Raw genomic sequence first — 20,357 nt, 5'->3', positions numbered from 1 at the left:
TCTGTAGAGAATCTGTCTTGAGGCTTAAAAGTTCAAATCAAAATTATGGAAGCCATTCTCATAGTTATACTTTAATTGAATTGTATTTACTAAACAGATTTTACTTATAATGGATAGCCCTAAACCTAAAGAATTCTTATTCGATTTGTTAAACCTTTTGAATTGATTAATCTCAATTTGAGATGCATCTCCGTTGTTTGAAAACCGAATGCGATTTTTTGTGGTATTAATGTGTATTTTGCCATTTGAAATATTATGTTTAACAGCATTTCTTATTAAATTCGATATTAAGATCTCTATAAGATCTGGGTTGATGTGAAAGTGTATTTGTTGCTTTAAATCCGTTTTTATGGATAGCCCATTGAGTTCAACAACCTCACTATAATGCTTGATTTGACTCTTTAATACTTTTGTAATATTGATTTTTTCTGAATTTTCAAAAGCACCGGATTCAATTCTAGCAAGCAAAGTAAGTCCATGGTTGATTTTTGATAATCGCAAACAATTGTAGTAAATGGACTTTGTGTGCTTCAACTCAACATCATCAAGTTTTTCTGATTGTAAGAGTATTTCACATTTATTACGAATTATGGACAAAGGGGTTTGGATTTCATGTGCGGCATTTTCGGTAAATTCCTTAAGATTCAAATAATCATAATGAATTTTCTTGATCATAGTATTTAACATACTATTGAGCTGATTAAATTCTTTGGTATTTGTTTTGCTAAACGCTATAGATCGAGTACTTCCTAATTCGTAATTTTTTAATGTAATAAGTGTTTCTTTAAAAGGATTCCATAAACCTCTTGAAATAAATAGATGGCCAAGTATGAGAAAGGCGAGCAATCCTAAAAAAACAAACATCATCGGTTTTAATATCTCTTTTATTAAAAGGTTTGATTCTATTAATGATTTGAATAAGGTAATGTCATAATAGGCGGTTCCAATTTTTCGAATTACATTCAGTTTTCTATATGTATGAAATTCATCGTCAATAATATCATATACAATGGTGTCTTTGAATTTTAAATTATCTGTTTCATTCCTGTTTTTTGTAATCGTAATTATTTGCTCATAATTGTTTAATGCTTCAATAGGAATATCATTGACAATTTGTGTAGTGGCAATTTCTTCTCTATTAATTAGAAACTCATTGATGTCGTTATCAATAACAGTATTAAAATTAAATAGAATAATAAAGCCCGCTATGGCAAAGAAAAGTAGCGAAGCGATGGCATAATAAAGTGATGTTTTAACTAGTAATTTCAATTTCTTTGGAATTTATATCCTACACCATAAATTGTATTTAAGTAGTCTTTACCTCCTGCCGTTATTATTTTTTTTCTCAAGTTCTTTATGTGGCTATAGATGAAATCAAAAGAATCGAACATGTCCGTGTCATCCCCCCATAAATGCTCAACAATTGATTCTTTGGTAATTACTCTATTTTCGTTACTGATCAAGAAAAGCAACAGTTGGTATTCTTTTTGGGTTAGGATGATTATTTGATTGTTTACGTAAACTTCATGCGAATCTGTATTTATTTCGATGTCTTCAAAATTTATAGTGTTATTGCCGTGGAAGTGCTTTCTTCTTACTATTGATTTAATTCTTGCGTTCAACTCGTTAAAATCGAAAGGTTTTGAGAGATAGTCATCCGCCCCAAGATTTAAACCGGAAATTTTATCATCTATTGCACCGCGTGCACTTAGAATAATGACCCCTATGTCTTTATTTATTTCTTTTAAATATTCTAAAACTTCAAGACCACTGCTATCAGGAAGACCGATATCTAAAATAATAGCATCATAATTATGCATATAAACTTTCTCTTTGGCCATAGAGGCCGTTGATACCGCTTCACATACTACTTTTTCTGCCTTGAAAAAAGCCAAAATATCTTCTTGAAGCTCTTGTTCATCTTCTACTATTAATAGTTTCATTGCGTACTCTTTTCATAAATTTTTGTAATAGAAAGATACTAAAATGTTCTTTGCTTCTATAAATTCGTTTGTTCAAAGAGCATACGTATGATGTCTAAAATTTTAAAAAATCAAAAGGTTAGACCTGTTTCTAACCTTTTGATTTTGAATATTGTAAAACGCTATTCTTTTATAATTTCAGTAGAATAAATCAAATTACCTTTGTAGCTTATAACTTGCACCAACATACTTTCATTTTTTATTGAAACAGTCATAAACCCTTGTATAGATGCAGCAAATTTAGATATCCCATCTATCATGCCTGTTTTTCTGACTTCTGAACCAGCACCAGAAATAAAATGATGGGTTTTTCCTTCAGGCTTAATATGCTGTAAATCATGTTCGTGCCCAGCAAAATACACGTCTGCCTTACTTTTGTTTAAAATGGGTGCTAGTGAATTCCTTATCTGCTCTGTGTCTTCGATTCTTTTTCCGCCAGAATACAATGGATGATGGCCCGAAAAAATAGTCCAATCCGCTTTGGGCTTAGCGGTGATAAGGCTATCTATCCATTTTATCTGTTTCGTAGAATCTTGGGTTTTAACATTAAGATATGCCTCTTCAGAATAATATTTCTTTTCAAAAGGACAGGTATCCAAAAATATAAAATTTACTAATAATCCCGTGTCCTCGTCTTCAAATTGATAGTCAAAGTATCGCGATGGCATATTCCAACGTTGGCTCTTTTTAGTATAGTCTACTTGCGCTTGTGGATTACCTCTATAGTCATGGTTTCCAAGCACAACATGCCAAGGGATTTCAAGATGGTATCCTTTATAAATGTTTTCATAAGAAAACATCCAATTAGGGTCATCAATACTTGCCACTCCATTTGGATAAAAATTATCTCCTAAGGCTATTACAAATTCAGCATCCATTTTCTTAGCAGCTTCTTCCATTCTATCTGCCACATCTTGCTGATGGTAATCTCCTTTTCTTCCCCAATCGCCTAGTACTAAAAAATGCAATGCATCTTTCCAAACAACCAAACTATCGGTTATATCATAAGGCTGTTCCGTTCCTAGTGCAGTGGCACTTGTTCGAACTTCTTTTGTGGAAGAACAACAAAAAACCAACCCTAAGATAATTATGGTTACAAGTATTTTTTTTAAATTATTTTTCACTCTTCAATACTAGTTTATGAGAAAAACTTAAGAAATTATTTAAAAGTTAAATCGCATCCCTAATCTACCCCAAGTGCCAAAACGTTGCCTTTCTCTTGGAGTTGCTATATTGTTGTAAATTTCAATTTGATTTTCATCATTTAAGTTTACTAACTCTAAAAAGACAGTTAAGCGTTTTTTAGCAAAGGTTTGACTTGCTGAGAAATCTACTTGTGCTCTATCATCTATTCTAATAGCGTCGCCACCATCAAATTCACTAGTAAAAGCACCATTATAGTTTAAAGATATTCTAGCATCAAAACCACCTCTGTTATAACCTAAAGCGGCATTTCCAATATGCTTGGCTTGACCAGGTAAGTCAATTTCCGTAATGGCACCATCATCACCTTCAGTAAAGTTAGTTACCTCGGCTTTAGATTGAGTAAACGTGTAGTTCGTATAAATTACGAATCCACTTAGAAAGCCAGGTAAAAACCCTAATTTTTGCTGATATCCAAATTCAAAACCTAATAAATCTGCTGTATCTCCATTGATAGCCTGTGTGACTTCAACATCTGGAACCCCTCTAAAGGTTCTGTCTGTGGTGGTTTGATATATAAAATTATCTAATTTTTTATAAAACACGCCTCCACTTAACAAACCGACTACACCAAAATAGTGCTCTGCAAACACATCTAAATTAATGGCTTCAACCGGTACTAAATCTGGGTTCGAAATTTCCGCTTCTAAATCTGCTGTGTTGAATACGGCTCCTTGTGCTAAATCTCCAAAATTTGGTCTTGAGTAGCTTTGCGTTGCAGAAGCTCTTAAAATGGTGTTTTCATTAAAGTTATATTTTAAATGCAGCATGGGTAAGAGAAAATTATAATCTGAAGATCCTTCAGTTTTTTCCGCTACTTCTAAATCTTCATCAAAAATACCCGATGTATAATCAAACTGTGTGGCCTCATACCTTAAACCACCTAAAACCATTAACTTATCAAAATTTATTTTACCCATAACATACGCCGCATACACATCTTCAGATACGGTGAATTCTTGAGTAATAATCTCTTCTTCTGATTTTGTGGCATCTTCCTCAAAATCGTCAGTATTGGCATTAAAAAAAGTATTAAAAAGACCTATGGAAGGAAACCCTCCTAAGTTTGAGTTAAATTCCCCATCCATAAATCCACTTCCAACAAATCCATCAGAAAAGTTATCTAAGGTTAAATCTCCAGGGCCATCATACTCATATAGATTAAATGCTCTTACATCAAAATCTTTATCTTTAAAACGCACTTTGCCTCCAAATTTAAACTCACCCGTATTATCAGAAACTTTAAAAGGCATCGTCAAGTTAGTTTTTAAAGTTATATTGGTGTCATCTGCGCGCGTACTTTCAGCTTCATATTCTTTAAATTCTAAAATACTATTGTCGGCAAGTGGGTTAGCACCGGCTGGTATACCATTAAAACTCGTAAGTTTTGGACTTAATCTGTTTGATAAATCAAACTCAAAGGGCGTTCCTTCGTTTTCAAATAAATATTGATTGTTTCTAGGGGTGTCTTGCCATGCTTCGGCATAAGAAAACTCATAATCAATTCTAACTTTTGATGTTACTGTATTACCTCCTAAATTTAAACTAAATACCCCTTGATTTTCTGGACGGTCTTTAAGTTGCTTGGTATATTCGTATTCAATTCCTCCATCACCATCATCCTCACCTGCTAAGGTTATTCTTCGACGTAATTCAATTTCTTTTAATTCACTATACAAGGCTCTCACATAAAAATTTGTTGTTTCTCCTTTATAATCTAAGGTGGTACTTGCACCATAACGATTTCTTTCAATTTCATAATCCGAAATCTCTACTCTCTCAACTGGAACAGTTGGCGAAGGGTCCCACTCTTCAAACTCATATCTGTCATTTGCTTTTTTACTAGCAGCATAACTACCACTAACTATAAATCCAAATTTACCGCTTTCTGAGCGTTTGCTAAGGTTAATACTGGCCTGACCCGTAGTTTTTTCTGACGCATCATTATATTCAATAGCGGCCGATCCATTAGCAGATAACTCTTTACTAGAAGCCATGGGGGTATTTAAATTAACGGATCCTCCAATGGCATCACCGTCCATATCAGGAGTAAGAGATTTACTAACTTCTAACGAAGCTAATTGATTAGAAGGTATTGCATCGAGTGCTACAAAACGAGAATCTCCTTCAGGAGAAGGAATTTGCTCTCCGTTAATACTTATGTTGGTAAACTGTGGTGCCAAACCACGTACTAAGACAAAACGCCCATCACCTTCATTTCTTTGCAAATTTACACCAGAGACTCTTTGTAATGATTCAGCTGAATTCTGATCAGGGAATTTTCCCATTTGATCTGCAGAAACGATACTTATTAAATTATCGGAAGATTTTTGTTGATTTAGTGCCTTACGCTGCCCATCAAGTGATCCTGTTAAAACAACCTCATCTAACGTTGTAGCTTCTGGCTCTAAATTTATATCAATGTTTTTTGTTTCTCCTGCTCCAATTTCAACACGTATTACTTTTGTTGTACTCCCCATATAACTTACCGAGATTTCAAAAGTGCCAGGCGTAACAAAAAGGGTGTATTCCCCATTAAAATTCGACGTTGTTCCATTTGAACTACCAACAACAACTATATTTGCTCCTGGTAGTGGTCCGTTTAATTCGGTATCTGTAACTACCCCTTTTATTGCTGCCTTTTCTTGTGAAAATACACTTTGACAATAACACATAGAAATAAAAATAAATATGTTATAAATCAACTGCTTAGTAACTTTGAACGATTGTTTCATCTGGTTTTGGTTTGGAAATTTGAAAGGTTTTTTGCTAATTTCTAAAACTACAATTCAAATCTGTACTAAATCTGTATTTTTTAGTATAATATTTTTATGAAATTGTAATTTAATTTCATAAAAATTCAATAAAATCAGCATAATTTAGGATATTTTTTGTGCGCTTAGCTAATTTGGAACACCGTTTGCCAACTTTAAAGAGTGTGAGCTTATATGTTACAAATTATAAGAGCCATTTGAGGTAAGACTTTCAAGCACGGTTCTTTGAGGGGCTTGGGGTGAAAATTCCTTTGCCTACTCGATTACAAGACCGTTGTAGAAAATTAACAGACACCATAAATTTATGATAAATCAGAAAAAATTATATCCAAAAAATTTAATTCCTTAAGAATTAAATTTGCTGTTCTAATACCGCTATTACTCATTTCGTTTACTCCGGTAAATACACAAACAGATTTAGAGCAAATCATAAAAGTTAGAAACACCTCAAATGATGCTTTAAAATCGTGCGATACTGAAGTAAGCTATACCGTACTCACAGATGATGTACTGATTACAACTGGCAATAGGATACTTATAAATGGAAAAGAAGAATACAGAAAATATGATAATGAATTTGATAACAACACAATGTATTGGATTCTTACGACAGATGAACTTGAATTGAATAAAGAGCGAGGATAAGCATGGGAGAGTGGAATTTGGAGCGGGTATGATTTAAAAAAAGGAAGCAATCCAATTGTAAACAGAAAATATTCGGCAATGTGGATTAAAGAATCAGGCTAGTGGAAAATATAATCTCAACTTTTTGTAACGTTAAACAAAAAGTAAAGTACTATGCGCTAACATAGACCTATATAATTTATTGCTATAATGGGTTTAATGATTAGTCACGCCTTTTTTATACATAAATGCTGTATACTCTTTTGACAAATACAATAGCAAACAAATAAAATGAAATGTTCAAAACAATAATATTTTTACTCTTCATCATTATACAAATTCAATGTATGTCGCAATCTAATATGCAAACTATTCAAATCGAAACTAAAAATAACAGCACCTATAAATATCATCAAATACAGGTTAATACGACCTTTGGACTTTCTGGTGAACTAAAGCTTAATGGGGATAAAATTCATGACTTCAATGATCAACCTACACAACTTAGTGGAAACCTAGAATTAAAGCAATTAAAAGACGGTGTAAATAAATTAGTCTTAAGTATTTCTAAGATTCCTGTTGATATTGAATTGGGGTATTTTGATGAGGCAGTGTTTACAATCGTTTTTCATGCCATCAACGAGAAGATGTTTCCTTCTAAAGAAACAGCGTTATTCAAAATTCTTTGGAATCCACAATCAAAACAAACCGAAGCAGAGATTGAATATCTCTTTAACTTGAATTTAGAATAACATTAAATTTTTAGAAAAATAACTTTTAGTATCTACTACTAAAAGATTGATCCGTTATAACTGTAACCGATTAGTTAAGGTTTTAATCTTTGGAAGTAGTTTGTTTGTAAAAAGTGAAACCACGCATTAATAAAGAATTTATCTGGATTGTAGCCTGTTGCGCATTCTAAATTTACCCAAACGTGAAAAATAAAACAGTAATAAACTAAAACAACTAACACCAATAACTAAGAACATATGGTGCGCCGTAGGCTAGCGCTATATTGCCTAAACGTTGGTGGTAATAAAGGGATACCTACAAAAAAGAGTATAAAACATATGATAGGCAAAAAGAAAAAAATAGTAAAGTGGCTTACAGGAATTATACTTATCCTTATTTTTTCTACCTATACATTATAAGCTTTCCTAGTAGGTCCCTGGGTTCAAGGAAATGCAGAAAAATACAGTGTCAATCAAACATAAAGTTTTACTTCGAGTCCTCTATCGGGTAAATCTCCATTTTTTCTTGGGTCTTCGGTAACTGTTGGATTTGCAGCAGAGAACGAGTCATTTGTTGATTTCATAAGAAAACGGAATAATAGCACCTGTGTAAAGAAGGCAAAATCAGGCACCACCTTGATGGATAATGGAAAAAAACTCCTATGTTCAAAGGATGAAATCTTTTGATGCTCAGGTGAAAATTGATGGCTTCATAGTACAATTATCAACAAACGATACACGTTATAGCGGGCTTGATGAACTTGGAACTATAAGCCCCTCCAAAAATTGAAATGATTTGAACACATCCACAACTATTGGCGCAATTGAGCATATAATTTCCTACACACGAGAAACTTGGAATTGCCCTGTTATATTCTATACAAATACACACTTTAATGATAGAAATTATGAAGTATTGATTGATAAATTGTATTAAATAAAAGACAAATGGGAAATTGATATAATTGATTTGTATAATGATAAAGAGCTCAATAATATTCCTAAAGACACTCTCAATCTGTACATGCTTTTTGACCATGTCCATCCACATAAGGCTGGTTACAAATTATGGTGGACACCTGCGATAGAAAAAAAATTAAATAAAATTATTGGGACTAAAAACAATATTTAAAAATACTACCACGACAAAGAACTGAGGTAAAAACAACTCTTTTCTTCATTAATTCAGGACATTGATATTTTATGTCCACAGATTCTCTTTAATGATTCCTTAGTTTTCTTATAGGTAATTTTCAGCTACTTTACTGGTAAGATAGAAACGTAGGTTTCATCACAAGGCCTACCCGATTTGGCTATAGCAAAACATTGTTTGAGCAGTTTGTTCGATACTGCTGTCAAGGTAAGTTTCTTGCTCTTGCCCTTGTTTACAATACGCTCGTATACCTCTTTGCAAGCCTTGTTGTGTTTATGCAAGCTTCCCCATAATCACCGTCCAAACAAGCAATTACAATGCCTTTTCCAGGTTTAGTTTCCGATTAATTTTTGAGGTATACCTGACCAGAAATAGCCTGTCAAACGCTTATGGTCTATAATTTTGGTGCTACTACCTAAGCATTAGCAGCCTTATATCAATATTTATGGTACTCCGAATTGAATCCCCGGCGATAGCGATAATTTAGGCACATTTCACTTCGCTACCTAGCAGACAGGAGGGCATCTTACTGTAATTCAGATTTTGCAATAAGAGCGCAGTTATTACGGCCTAATCAACGTGTGGAAAATGCTATATCCGAGCTATTGACCATGAATCCGTATACTTACATTGCCATTGGTCTCAATGTCAAAACCAGTCGACATAACTTCTGAATTACCGTAAAAAATAATCTTTTGAATTAAAGATAACCGCAGGAGGGCTTAAGATAAAACTTAGAACTATACTTAAGGATAAAACTAAAAAAAATGTAGCTTTACTAAAAAACCTAATACTTTGAGTCAACCACTAAAATAAAACCAATGAGTAGATTTTTTTACGTTTTCTTTTTTTTAAATAAAAAGCGTGTAATATCCAATTATACGACTATTGCTGCCCTAATTTTTTGTTTTTTTGGTGTCACTTATGGTCAAGCGCAGCGAACAGCAATTCCAACACCTGAAGAAGTAATTGGTTTTGAAGTAGGATCTGATTTTCATTTGGCGACCTATGAACAATCTATGGCCTATTTTAAGAAACTTGCGAGTGCAAGCGAATTTGTAGAAATGAAGTACGCTGGTAAAACATCGGAGGGTAGAGATTGGCAGTATGTGCTTATTTCTTCACCAGATAATTTAAAGAATATAGATAAGTACAAGGCTATTTCTCAGCAACTTGCACATCCAGAGGGGTTAACAAAGGAAACGGCAAAGCAACTGGCTTTAGAAGGAAAAGCTATTGTTGATATCAGTGGAGGATTGCATGCTTCAGAAGTCGCTGGCGCTCAACATATAATTACCTTAGCCTATGAACTTATCAGCAGGGCAGAGGAAAAGAAGTTTAAGGATATTTTAGAGGATGTTATTTTGGTGCTATGGCCTTCGCTTAATCCAGATGGACAAGATATTATAGCGAATTGGTATTTAAGCAATGTAGGTACCCCTTACGAAACGGCTCCAACACCATGGTTATATCAAAAATATGTAGGACACGATAATAATCGCGATGCCTATATGCTTAATCAGCTAGAATCTAGGGTTGTAGGAAGAACATGGCGAGAATGGGAGCCAAATATAATCCATGTGCACCATCAATCATCTCCATTTCCAACACGTATTTGGTTGCCACCGTTTGCTGAGCCTATTGCTTCACAAACACCGCCCATTGTGGCGCGCCAAGTAAATATGATCGGTATGGCGATGGCGCAGGAATTAGAAACAGAAGGTTTGCCTGGTGCAGTGCATATGGGCAAGGGTTTTGATGCTTGGTACCCTGGTTATATTGATTATTTACCCGCGATGCAGAACATTCCCTCTTTTTGGACGGAAACAGCACTCTACCGGTATGCTACTCCCTATTTTTATACCATTAAGGATTTTCCAAAGGACAAGAGAGACTTTCGGGTGGAGTCTTTGTATTCTAGTCCATGGAAAGGGGGATGGTGGCGTTTAGAGGATGCCATGCAGTACATGCAGGTCGCTTCGATTGCTGTATTAGACTATGCCACCAAATATAAAGAGACTTTGCTTTTTAATAAATACCAATCCGGTATGGCTACAATTAAAAAGTATGAAAATGAACCACCTTATGCCTATTTCATAAAACAAAAGCAGCGAGATCCAGTACGTCCGGTAGAGCTATTGAGGAGGCTGGCATTTAACGGTATAAAAATTTCCCAGTTAAATAAGAATAGTAGTTTTGGAGGGGTCTCTTATCCTAAAGGTACATGGGTCATACCCATGGCACAGGAATTTGCTGAGTTGGCGCGCCAAGTGCTAGATGTGCAGGAGTATCCTGATTTAAAGGAATCGCCTGATGGTCCTTTGGAGCAACCATATGATGCTGCAGGGTGGACCTTGCCTTACCAAATGGAAGTTGAGGTAATTGCAGCGAGTACACCTTTAACTCCAGAATTTAGTGCAGCCCTGGTGCCCGTAAAAGGAACTCCTTTAGATTCGGATGACGCTATTGATACAGACTTAAGTAAAGTTGATTTTGTTCCCGGAACAGGGTTTAATACGAATGCCGTTGCCGCCGGAATCTTGCCTTTGCCAGGTTCTTTAAAGGGTAGTGGTAATACGCTTTTATTGAACGCACAGGAGAATAATACTTTTAGAGTAGTTACCAATGCGTTGACTAAAGGGTTAAAAGTTATATTCGATTCAGAAAAACAATCCTATGGAATTAAAAATGCCAGCCGTACACTTATGCAACAATGGGTAAAGGACTATGCGGTGAACGGTGTGCTTGTTTCCAGTAATTCCAAAACCTTTGTGAACGCTAGAATAGCTGTGTATGACCCTTGGGCAGCCAGTATGGATATGGGCTGGTCGCGTTGGTTGCTAGATAATTTTGGATTTACGTATACCAGGATTAGAAATGCAGATTTCATCAATGGAAATTTAGAGGACCGTTTTGATGTAATATTGATTGCTTCCGAAAGGTCTGAAACCATTGAAAACGGTTTGGAGAAGGGTATGGCACCACCGCAATATGCTGGTGGATTAACGAATCAGGGGATTCGTAATTTAAATACTTTTGTAACTGACGGCGGTACTTTGATTTGCCTAAATAAAAGCACTGATTTTGCTATAAAGGCGATGCATCTTCCTGTTAAAAATGAGGCGAAAGACCTTAAAAGAAGTGACTTTTTTACAGGAGGCTCTATTTTAGAAGTAACCAATAATAATGCACACCCTGTGATGGCAGGGATGGCTAAAAAGTCTGGTATTTTTGTGTATGGTAGTCCTGTGTTCAGCACTACCGAAGGATTTAAAGGAGAAGTGTTAGCCCGTTATCAAGAAAAAGGCTCTCCATTGCTGTCTGGGTACTTGTTAGGTGAAAAGTATTTGAATGGTAAGGCTGCTGCTTTAGATGTTGAATATGGTAATGGCCATGTGCTTCTCTTTGGGTTTCAGCCGCAGTGGCGGGGGCAACCCATGGGTACGTATAGGTCTCTGTTTAATGCGCTGTTATATGCAAACGATATTCCTCGTAATCATAAAAATTCTGAGGCTTGGTTATTCACGATGCCATTGCCTAAGGAAAATGAGGATTAGTGAATAAAGTATACTGTAAAAGGCTATAATTATAAACCCTGTACCTTATATGTTTACAGGGTTTAAGCATCTAAATGACACCATTTAAGTGGAGTCGGTGCGTATTGTACTTGTTATACGGTAATAACTACGAATATCTACGAATAACTAATGTAACTGTGTAAACCCCTTTAAACACCTATTTTCTCATATAACTCAGAGTGGTAGTAAACAACACAATTATTATCAATTGTTATGTGAATTCTATCAGCTACCTACTAGCTGCTGTCGGGTTTGATTGATGAATGTTTTTACTACTAGTTTTTTAATTGAACACTATTTTCAGGATAGCCATTGTCACTACCTGCAGGTAGTGGCCACATTGCTTTATTCGACCCCTTTTGATTTGTATTTAAAGTGCTGTCCTCCAATAGACGCTTCGTACATTAGGCCCCCTTTCGTAGCTGTAAAGACTGCCACGCTGTCTTGATAGGCGAGGTCGATTGCAGCCCCGGCTTTCAAGGCTACAGCGGACGCTTGGGCATCGAACTTTAATTTTCCATTGGTGAATTTTTCAAAAGCATCCTCGTTTTCAAAGAAGATAACCTCTACGTACTGTTGTCCTCCAAATTGAATACCCACCGAAGCTTGTTTGAGATGTGCAGTCCCTACCATTGAATGGTCTTTGTAAACGACCCCATTACCGGCAGCTCCGCCCACCCCTATGGCTGCTTTTGTGATTCTAGGAAAAATGGCATAACCGTAGGCTTCTTTCTTAAATGATGCTAGCTTAGGTGTTTTTTCTAGAATGGTATGCAATGCTTCTTGTGCATCGCTTTCCAATTTAGGATTCCATCCGTTTACTTGTGCACTCAATGTAATGTGTGTTGTGTTTGATGTTCTTACTGCTACTGTTTTCATATGCGTTGTTCTTTAATAGCCTTTGTTATTTCATTAACCGTTCCTCCAGTGTGCAGGGTCGTTTTATTTTCAACGAGCATTATGTGACATTCATCTTTAGAACTAATCCGATGATTTAGTCCTCGTTTAACTATGAATAGATCTCCATAGCTCATGGTAAAAGGCTCACGATTTTCAACTTCAAAAAGAAGACTCCCACTTAGAACATAGAATAATTCATCTTCATTTTCATGAATGTGCCAAGGGACTTTGTTGCCATTTATCTTCACTAATTTGATGAAAACGTCATTTACTTCGCCTACTATTTTAGGAGCATAATATTCTGTAATTTCTGATAGTATTTCTTTTAAATGTATCACATTACAGGTGTTTAATTTTACTGGATAGCACTATTTTTTCTTGAATACTTCCGATGTTAATTTTACGTATGATACATAAACCAACAATAAATAATGGTAAAACCACCAACATAGAACCTATAGCCTGTCCAATGTCTTGCTGTTCAATTTCCCCTGCCACTGCGCTATCGTTTAATAGGGTGTTGATACTAAAGACAGTATTGATAAGACCATGTATAATAGCCAAAGGGATTACCTTATTGGTCTTTAATAGAATGGCTCCAAAAGCCACACCTATAAAAAATGCATATACAACTTGCCCAATGGAAGCAGGAATATTGGACATCTTTAAATTTAATAAATGCAATGCTCCGAAAAGTGCTGCAGGAAGAAAGATACCTATTAAAATACCATTTTTTCTATGTGCATATTTCTTTAAAAATACAGATTGAAGAATCCCTCTAAAAATAAACTCTTCTACAAACCCAACAGAGAGCATTGTCAACGACAATAGTATAAAATCAATAGTCGAGATGCTTGATAAATCGGTTCCTAAAAGAGAGAATACCCCTATGATTACTAAGTAAAAAGGGATTAAAATCAAGAACTTGTTTTGTAACTTCATCTGTTGGCTCAGTCCAGAGAGTTCAACAATCTTTAATTTTTTTATGACGAATAGGGCTAGAATAAGAATAACCAAGTTTTTGACGAGTTTATTACTATTACTAGATTGTTGACTAGATAAATCAAAATTGTCTATTAGGGTGTCTAAAGGAAGTTTTAGGATTCCTAAAAATAATAGTAGGGTGATGGCTGTTATTACAAACGGATTTTTGATTGCTATTTTCATTTATAATATTCAATTATTAATAACATTTTTTTATTTAATTAGTGCTCATAACAAAAAGATCTTCTGCTATAAATGAGCATTTTTCTAATTGTTCCATGTTCATAGACCATGTAACACTTGTAATTTTCCATGCATCATTGATTAAAATCAAAGACCAATATGCTACACCCCAATGTTTAATTACAGATTTTAAATTGAAGGAATAATCAAAAGAGATGGTTGCAAAGTCTCCCCTTACATCAATGTTGACATTATAAAACTTTTCTTCAACGCCATCAATTAATTTTTTATAAAAACGCATCAAATCACTAGATTTATATGTAAAATCAGGTTTTTGTTTTAGAACATGAGCTTTTGTTTTTCCCGTAACAATTGCTCCCCAAGTAATAGAATCGTTCAAAAATAAATTGGCGAACTTTTCTTCATCATTATGTTCAATTATTGAAGACCTGAAATCTTCTGCAATTTGTTTTAATGCCTGATTATGGTATTCTGTATTCTGTAATCTGTGCTTGTGCCAAGGATCATAACAATACGGCAATACATGCTATTTGTATTTTCTTCATTTTATTGTGGAGGTTAATACGCTTTCCAGTTCGTGTATATAGTCTTCGAATTGAAGTTTTATTTTTTAGCTAAATACAATTTTGAGCGCCATGTTAATTAGGTTTTATTTAGTGGTACAAATAAAATGAATTAATATCTTTGTTACAAGTACGTACAATAAAGTATGCTACATACTAAAAGTATAGTAATGCTGACAATCAGATATTTAAAATAACTAAAAAATGAATAATAAAAATGAAATAGCCCATTGCGCTGTAGATTATGCCTTCAAAAGAATAGGAGGGAAGTATAAAGGACGCATACTTTGGGTAATTAGAGACGAGTTTATGCGGTATGGAGAGTTAAAAAGAGCAGTTGTTGGGATTACCCCAAAAATGCTAACACAAACATTAAGAGAATTAGAGGCTGACGAATTGGTTTCAAGAAAAGTCTATTTGGAAGTCCCTCCAAGGGTCGAATATTCACTTACTTCAACTGGAGAAGAATTGATACCCTTTATTAAACAACTTAGAAGTTGGGGTAAAGAACAAATGTCTCGAAAATGATTTTAATTAAAGAAGCCGTGGAATGAGTCAAGATGTTCATTAAGGAAAACTGTTTGCAACGTTAAAGGGATATAGTCTACTATGTTAGCCTTTCCTTCAGTATATCTGTTCAGTTTCAAATCCTCAAATTATGGAGCTAGTCTCATTTTACGTTCAATAATTCTCATTTATAATGGGTACCCCTACAGATTAAACCATTGAGGTGGTTGTTACTATTCCGTATAAAGTGTATTTCAGTATCTCCCAAATAATGTAAGGGCTTGGGCTTAAAGTACAGTCGCAGGATGGCGCAGTAAATTTTTAGCTTTTGTCCTTATATAATGGTGATGTGAACACACATGTTTGAAAACTAAAGTAAATAGTAAAATATAGGCTCTTGAAACGACTAGAACACATTATTTATTTTATTCAAAGGAGTCCGGGTATTACTAGGGTTAATTTTTAAGGTCATTATTCAAAGGTACCCGATACGAGCATTGAACCTGCAATCTCCAAGGACCCAATTTTGGAGGATAGGTGTACCCTGTCCCATAAACTTAGGTGCCATCAAAAATGATATTTCCCAAATGCAATCCGATAGGTATGGGTAGGGGTCTATCCCATTTTTGGGCTGGTTAGCTACTAACTAATTAATGAAGGCGCTGCCGTGATGCTACCCAAGGGATTCACTTACTGTCTTTAACATTAGAAAAGAAAGTGAACCTTCTGGATGCTGTCGGGGATTGATTGATTGCTGTTTTCATGACTGTTGTTTTTTAATTGATGAATACGATTTAAATACTTAAAATTGAAGGGCCACCCTTTCAAATGAGATTTCCTTATCCTGTATGTGCTAAATTATACTGGTTGTACAATAAAATAGGATACTTTTCCTTAGTTCTTGCTAATCGCTAACAACGATATTCTGAAACGCTTAAAGTAAATGTTGTGTACGTAAATAGGAACACTATTTTTTAGGATAGCCATTGTCACTACCTGCAGGTAGTGGCCACACTGCTTTATTCGACCCCGCTTGATTTGTATTTAAAGTGCTGTCCTCCAATAGACGCTTCGTACATTAGGCCCCCTTTCGTAGCTGTAAAGACTGCCACGCCGTCTTGATAGGCGAGGTCGATTGCAGCCCCGGCTTTCAAGGCTACAGCGGACGCTTGGGCATCGAACTTTAATTTTCCATTGGTGAATTTTTCAAAAGCATCCTCGTTTTCAAAGAAGATAACCTCTACGTACTGTTGTCCTCCAAATTGAATACCCACCGAAGCTTGTTTGAGATGTGCAGTCCCTACCATTGAATGGTCTTTGTAAACGACGCCATTACCGGCAGCTCCGCCCACCCCTATGGCTGCTTTTGTGATTCTAGGAAAAACGGCATAACCGTAGGCTTCTTTCTTAAATGATGCTAGCTTAGGTGTTTTTTCTAGAATGGTATGCAATGCTTCTTGTGCATCGCTTTCCAATTTAGGATTCCATCCGTTTACTTGTGCACTCAATGTAATGGATGCGAATAGGGCCAATACTAGCGCTGCTATTTTTGATGTTCTTACTGCTACTGTTTTCATGTTATTTGTTTGTTTAAGTGTTGTTTGTATTTCTTTTTTTGTGCTATGTGCCGCTGTTCTTATATTTTCGACACTACAGAATTGTGTTTTCTTGATGCCTAATTGACACCTGATTTTATGATTTGAGTCCTTAGTATTGCATACTAATAACCACATTTCCTCTTTTATGTCCTGTGTCTACATACCGGTGTGCTTCACTTATTTCTTCTAATGCGTAACATCTGTCAATTACTGTTTTTAATTGCCCAGACTCCAAAAGTTCGTTGAGTTCTTTAAGGAGCAATCGAAGCACTGAAATAGGCTTAGTTCCCGTTGCCGAAAACATTGCTTTCTTATTCCCCAACATAGCAGTCCTTAGCATTTGAAATAGTAAGGATAAACTAAGAACGGGGGAGAGGTAGATTCCATTTTTGTTCAATGCCTTTTTGCATTTTAAAAATGAACTCTTGCCCACGGTATCAAAAACAATATCGTAGGTCTGCCCTGTTTTGGTAAAATCGATTTTACCGTAATCGATAACAGTAGCTGCACCAAGGGATTTTACCATTTCCATATTTTTGGTACTGCAAACACCAGTAACGTTTGCCCCAAGATGCTTGGCTAATTGTACTGCGGCGGTACCGAGACTTCCAGAAGCGCCATGTATTAAAACAGACTGGCCGCGCTTCACTTTTGCCATTCCCTTTAGAAAATTCCAAGAGGTCAACGGTCCGTCGCAAATAGCGGCAGCTTCCTCATGGGCTATATGTTCAGGTTTAAGAACCAGCACGCCATCTTCTTTAACACAAACATATTCTGCGTTTGTGCCGGCTCCAAAAATCGATTCCCCAAAAACTTCATTTCCTATCCGAAATTGTTTAACGTCTTGGCCAATAGTTTCAATAACTCCAGAAAAACCAGTTCCGGAAATAGGGTGTTTTGGCTTCGTTAGGCCTATAAAAAGTCTTCCTACCCATGGCCTTCCTTTTCGCATCATGGTATCGGCAGTAGTTACGCTAGCGGCTCTTATATGTATCAATACTTCGTTTTTATTTGGCACAGGTTTTTCTATATCCTTTAGCTCTAGTACTTCTGGCGAGCCATATTTTGTAGTGATGATTGCTTTCATCTTTTTGTTTTTAAGATACCCAAAAATAGGTATAGCATATAAGTTAAGCGTTCCGAATTATAGTAAGCAGGTACAGAATTATAATTCCGAACAAAATCGAAATGGGAATTGATGAAACTTTTAGCCTTACCTCTTTAGGAACTGCTTAGGCGTTAGTCCGGTTTCTTTCTTAAAGTACGTATTAAAGACCGTTTTAGAGTTAAAACCACTTTCATAGGCCAAGCCTTCTATAGTGAGGTGCGCATTATTTGGGTCTTTAGCGTTCAATTTGAAGGCTTTTATTTTATAGGCATTGATGAATTCATTATAGTTTTTACCAAAATTATTATTAAGCAACCAAGAAAGATGGTTGGGATGAATTTCAATCTGACTAGCCAATTTTCGTAAGGATAAATCAGGGTTTAAAAAAGGCTTATGTTCAGAAAGATGTGCTAACAGTCGCGTTGCATATTCAGCTGACGTAGTCGCATTAAGTAAAGCAGTCTTTTCTTTTGCTACCTCTTCCAGCTGATTTGTTTGAAATATGGTGCTCTTAAATACATTATACCTAGAGTCAATTTTGATAGCATTAACTATGGGGTCAACATATCGTATAAACAGTAGAGAAGAATTATTTTCGATTGCTTGTGTTACCCATTCAAAAGCTTTATCGAGTTCACCGCGAACCACATACATCATAAAAAGGTAGGAATCTGCGGCAAATCCACCTTCCTCTTTTGACTGTTCAATTAATTTTTCTAAATAGATAGAAGCGTTAACTGTATCCTTCTTTAAGGCATAAGCCAATCCGATAATGCCAGTTTTTTCTCCTTGTAGAACCACCTCAGTAGGAATATTGTCAAAGTAATTTAGTGCCTCATCGTACTTGCCTAGTTGAAGGAGACAGCTTGCTTTTATAGAATGCGCAGGAATGTTTTTATCATTAGTCGACAAACATTGGTCCATCATGTCTAAGGCTTGGAGATAGTCTTCAATCATATAATGGAAGTAGCCACTAAAAAATAGCGTCTCTTCCGATAGTGGATTTATACTGAGTGCAATTTCTAGATGATTACTTGCTTTATCTCGATCTCCTAAAAGCGTGTATAAAAAAGAAATATTTTGTTGCGCTTCTGCATTATTGGGATTAAGTGCAATTGCTTTTTTTCCTTCTAGGAGTGCTTTATTAAAATCACATCCAATGAAAAAAGCTTGATTTGATAATTGATAATGAACACCAGAAGACTGACCATTAAGCGCAAGGGCCTGATTTGTATGATTACTTGTTTTTTTCCATCCTTCTTCGAATGGTATACTGGCAATTGTAGCGAGAAAGCTATAACAACCGGCCAATCCTAAATGGGCTTCAGCATACTTTGAATCAAGCGCCAAAGCCTTTTCATAAAGAGCGATGGCCAACTTTATATCGTCTGGATTCCATTTGTTTTCATGATATTTTCCCTTTAAACAATATTCATAGGCAGTAATATTCTCTGTTTGTTTTGTGACGAGCGTTTCATTTATTTCTAAGTGCCCAAAATGCTCTCTTAATTTATCTGCTATTAATAGACTTACTTCATCTTGTATTTCAAAAACGTTTTCCAGCATTCTATCCCAGGTTTCTGACCAAAAATGAAAATCATCAGCCACATCAATCAACTGTGCTGTAATTCTCATTTTGTTCCCAGACAGTCGTATGCTACCTTCCAAAATAGTAGGAACATTCAACGCTTCCCCGATAGTTGAAATCGGGATATTTTTGTTCTTGAAATGGAAAGAGGATGTTCTGGAGGTTACTTTCAGACCTTTTATTTTGGCCAAGGCATTGATAATCTCCTCCGTCATACCGTCCGAAAAATATTCGTTTTCGACGTCGGAGCTCATATTAACAAAAGGGAGTACTGCGATGGCCTTGGTCTTTTTTTGTTTAATATTTTTGAGCTCCGAACGGTCAGGAACTTTTATTCCTTTATTGGCGACTGCAAAAATGGCAATGGGTTTTGCGATGTTTTTTAATTCAAAATGACCAAGAGATTTTGTAGTAATTTGGGGTTGATTTTTAAGTTCATCATTCAAGGTACCCGATACGAGAATTGAACCTGCAACCCCCAAGGACTCAATTCGGGAGGATAGGTTTACTCCGTCTCCATACACTTCGGTCCCATCAAAAACAATATCGCCCAAATGTAATCCGATACGTATGGGTACGGGTTTATCTTTTTGTAGCGCCTGTTGTATGTAAATGGCACATTCCACTGCTTTTACAGCACTTGAAAATGTACTTAAGGTACCATCTCCGTAATATTGAATTATTTCCCCAGTGTGCGCATCATGGCTTTTTTGGAATGTGGAGCGATGGCGAACCCTCATTTTCATTGCTGCAGCTTCATCTTTTTGCATCAATGCCGTATACCCGACAATGTCGGTAAACATAATAGCGGCGATACGGCGGGTTTTTGATTGTGACATATAGATATTGACCTTAAAAAT

14 protein-coding genes and 1 pseudogene are annotated in these 20,357 nt (G+C 35.7%); 3 read left to right on the top strand and 12 right to left on the bottom strand.

Annotated features, from left to right (window positions below; translation table 11 throughout):
* Positions 1-24 precede the first annotated feature (24 nt).
* The 4 genes from Q360_RS0113015 to Q360_RS0112995 form a co-directional block, all read right to left on the bottom strand.
* A complete protein-coding gene (locus Q360_RS0113015; protein ID WP_027077491.1) occupies positions 25-1,269 on the bottom strand; it encodes an ATP-binding response regulator in 1,245 nt (414 codons plus the stop codon).
* The gene (locus Q360_RS0113010; RefSeq protein ID WP_027077490.1) at positions 1,266-1,943 is read right to left on the bottom strand and encodes a response regulator transcription factor; all 678 of its coding nucleotides are present in this window, start codon (positions 1,941-1,943) and stop codon (positions 1,266-1,268) included. Before Q360_RS0113010 ends, Q360_RS0113015 begins: the two co-directional genes overlap by 4 nt.
* A gap of 161 nt (positions 1,944-2,104) precedes the next feature.
* On the bottom strand, positions 2,105-3,106 hold the full coding sequence (locus Q360_RS23220) for a purple acid phosphatase family protein (RefSeq protein ID WP_051554707.1): 1,002 nt from the start codon (positions 3,104-3,106) through the stop codon (positions 2,105-2,107).
* A 39-nt stretch (positions 3,107-3,145) separates the two neighbouring features.
* Entirely contained in the window at positions 3,146-5,920 is a 2,775-nt protein-coding gene (locus Q360_RS0112995; RefSeq protein WP_084273432.1) for a TonB-dependent receptor, read from the bottom strand.
* Between the two features lie 1,010 nt (positions 5,921-6,930).
* Between Q360_RS0112995 and Q360_RS0112990 the strand changes: the two genes are divergently transcribed.
* Complete coding sequence (locus tag Q360_RS0112990) at positions 6,931-7,335, top strand: hypothetical protein (RefSeq protein WP_027077488.1); 405 nt, start codon at positions 6,931-6,933, stop codon at positions 7,333-7,335.
* A 1,236-nt stretch (positions 7,336-8,571) separates the two neighbouring features.
* Here the strand turns inward: Q360_RS0112990 and Q360_RS26695 are convergent.
* Positions 8,572-8,742 (bottom strand): annotated as a pseudogene (locus tag Q360_RS26695) (IS110 family transposase); the annotation flags it as partial.
* 546 nt (positions 8,743-9,288) lie between these two features.
* On the opposite strand from Q360_RS26695, the gene Q360_RS23215 reads away from it, so the two are divergent.
* Positions 9,289-12,024 (top strand): M14 family metallopeptidase, encoded by a 2,736-nt coding sequence (locus tag Q360_RS23215; protein WP_051554706.1) that lies wholly within the window; start codon positions 9,289-9,291, stop codon positions 12,022-12,024.
* 366 nt (positions 12,025-12,390) lie between these two features.
* Here Q360_RS23215 and Q360_RS0112970 read toward each other — a convergent pair whose 3' ends face one another.
* The 4 genes from Q360_RS0112970 to Q360_RS24725 are packed head-to-tail and all read right to left on the bottom strand — an operon-like array spanning position 12,391 to position 14,653.
* Entirely contained in the window at positions 12,391-12,924 is a 534-nt protein-coding gene (locus Q360_RS0112970; protein ID WP_027077487.1) for a lipid-binding SYLF domain-containing protein, read from the bottom strand.
* A complete protein-coding gene (locus Q360_RS0112965) occupies positions 12,921-13,283 on the bottom strand; it encodes a cupin domain-containing protein (protein WP_245603253.1) in 363 nt (120 codons plus the stop codon). The genes Q360_RS0112970 and Q360_RS0112965 overlap by 4 nt, the downstream gene beginning before the upstream one ends.
* Position 13,284: 1 nt before the next feature.
* Complete coding sequence (locus tag Q360_RS0112960) at positions 13,285-14,112, bottom strand: CPBP family intramembrane glutamic endopeptidase (protein WP_027077485.1); 828 nt, start codon at positions 14,110-14,112, stop codon at positions 13,285-13,287.
* Positions 14,113-14,146: 34 nt separating this feature from the next.
* The gene (locus Q360_RS24725; protein ID WP_027077484.1) at positions 14,147-14,653 is read right to left on the bottom strand and encodes a hypothetical protein; all 507 of its coding nucleotides are present in this window, start codon (positions 14,651-14,653) and stop codon (positions 14,147-14,149) included.
* 247 nt (positions 14,654-14,900) lie between these two features.
* On the opposite strand from Q360_RS24725, the gene Q360_RS0112950 reads away from it, so the two are divergent.
* A complete protein-coding gene (locus Q360_RS0112950) occupies positions 14,901-15,224 on the top strand; it encodes a winged helix-turn-helix transcriptional regulator (protein ID WP_027077483.1) in 324 nt (107 codons plus the stop codon).
* 998 nt (positions 15,225-16,222) lie between these two features.
* On the opposite strand, the gene Q360_RS0112945 is transcribed toward Q360_RS0112950, so the two are convergent.
* The 3 genes from Q360_RS0112945 to Q360_RS0112935 all read right to left on the bottom strand — a co-directional run bounded on the left by Q360_RS0112945 (position 16,223) and on the right by Q360_RS0112935 (position 20,336).
* Positions 16,223-16,780 carry a lipid-binding SYLF domain-containing protein gene (locus Q360_RS0112945; protein WP_027077482.1) on the bottom strand — a complete coding sequence of 186 codons (558 nt, stop codon included), beginning with the start codon at positions 16,778-16,780 and terminating at the stop codon, positions 16,223-16,225.
* 130 nt (positions 16,781-16,910) lie between these two features.
* Positions 16,911-17,888 carry an NAD(P)-dependent alcohol dehydrogenase gene (locus tag Q360_RS0112940; protein ID WP_027077481.1) on the bottom strand — a complete coding sequence of 326 codons (978 nt, stop codon included), beginning with the start codon at positions 17,886-17,888 and terminating at the stop codon, positions 16,911-16,913.
* Positions 17,889-18,014: 126 nt separating this feature from the next.
* Positions 18,015-20,336, bottom strand: a complete 2,322-nt coding sequence (locus Q360_RS0112935) for an adenylate/guanylate cyclase domain-containing protein (RefSeq protein WP_027077480.1) — start codon at positions 20,334-20,336, stop codon at positions 18,015-18,017.
* Positions 20,337-20,357 lie beyond the last annotated feature (21 nt).

This window comes from Maribacter antarcticus DSM 21422, from assembly GCF_000621125.1.
GTDB classification, from domain to species: Bacteria; Bacteroidota; Bacteroidia; order Flavobacteriales; family Flavobacteriaceae; genus Maribacter; species Maribacter antarcticus.
This window is presented reverse-complemented; position numbering and strand designations above follow the sequence as displayed.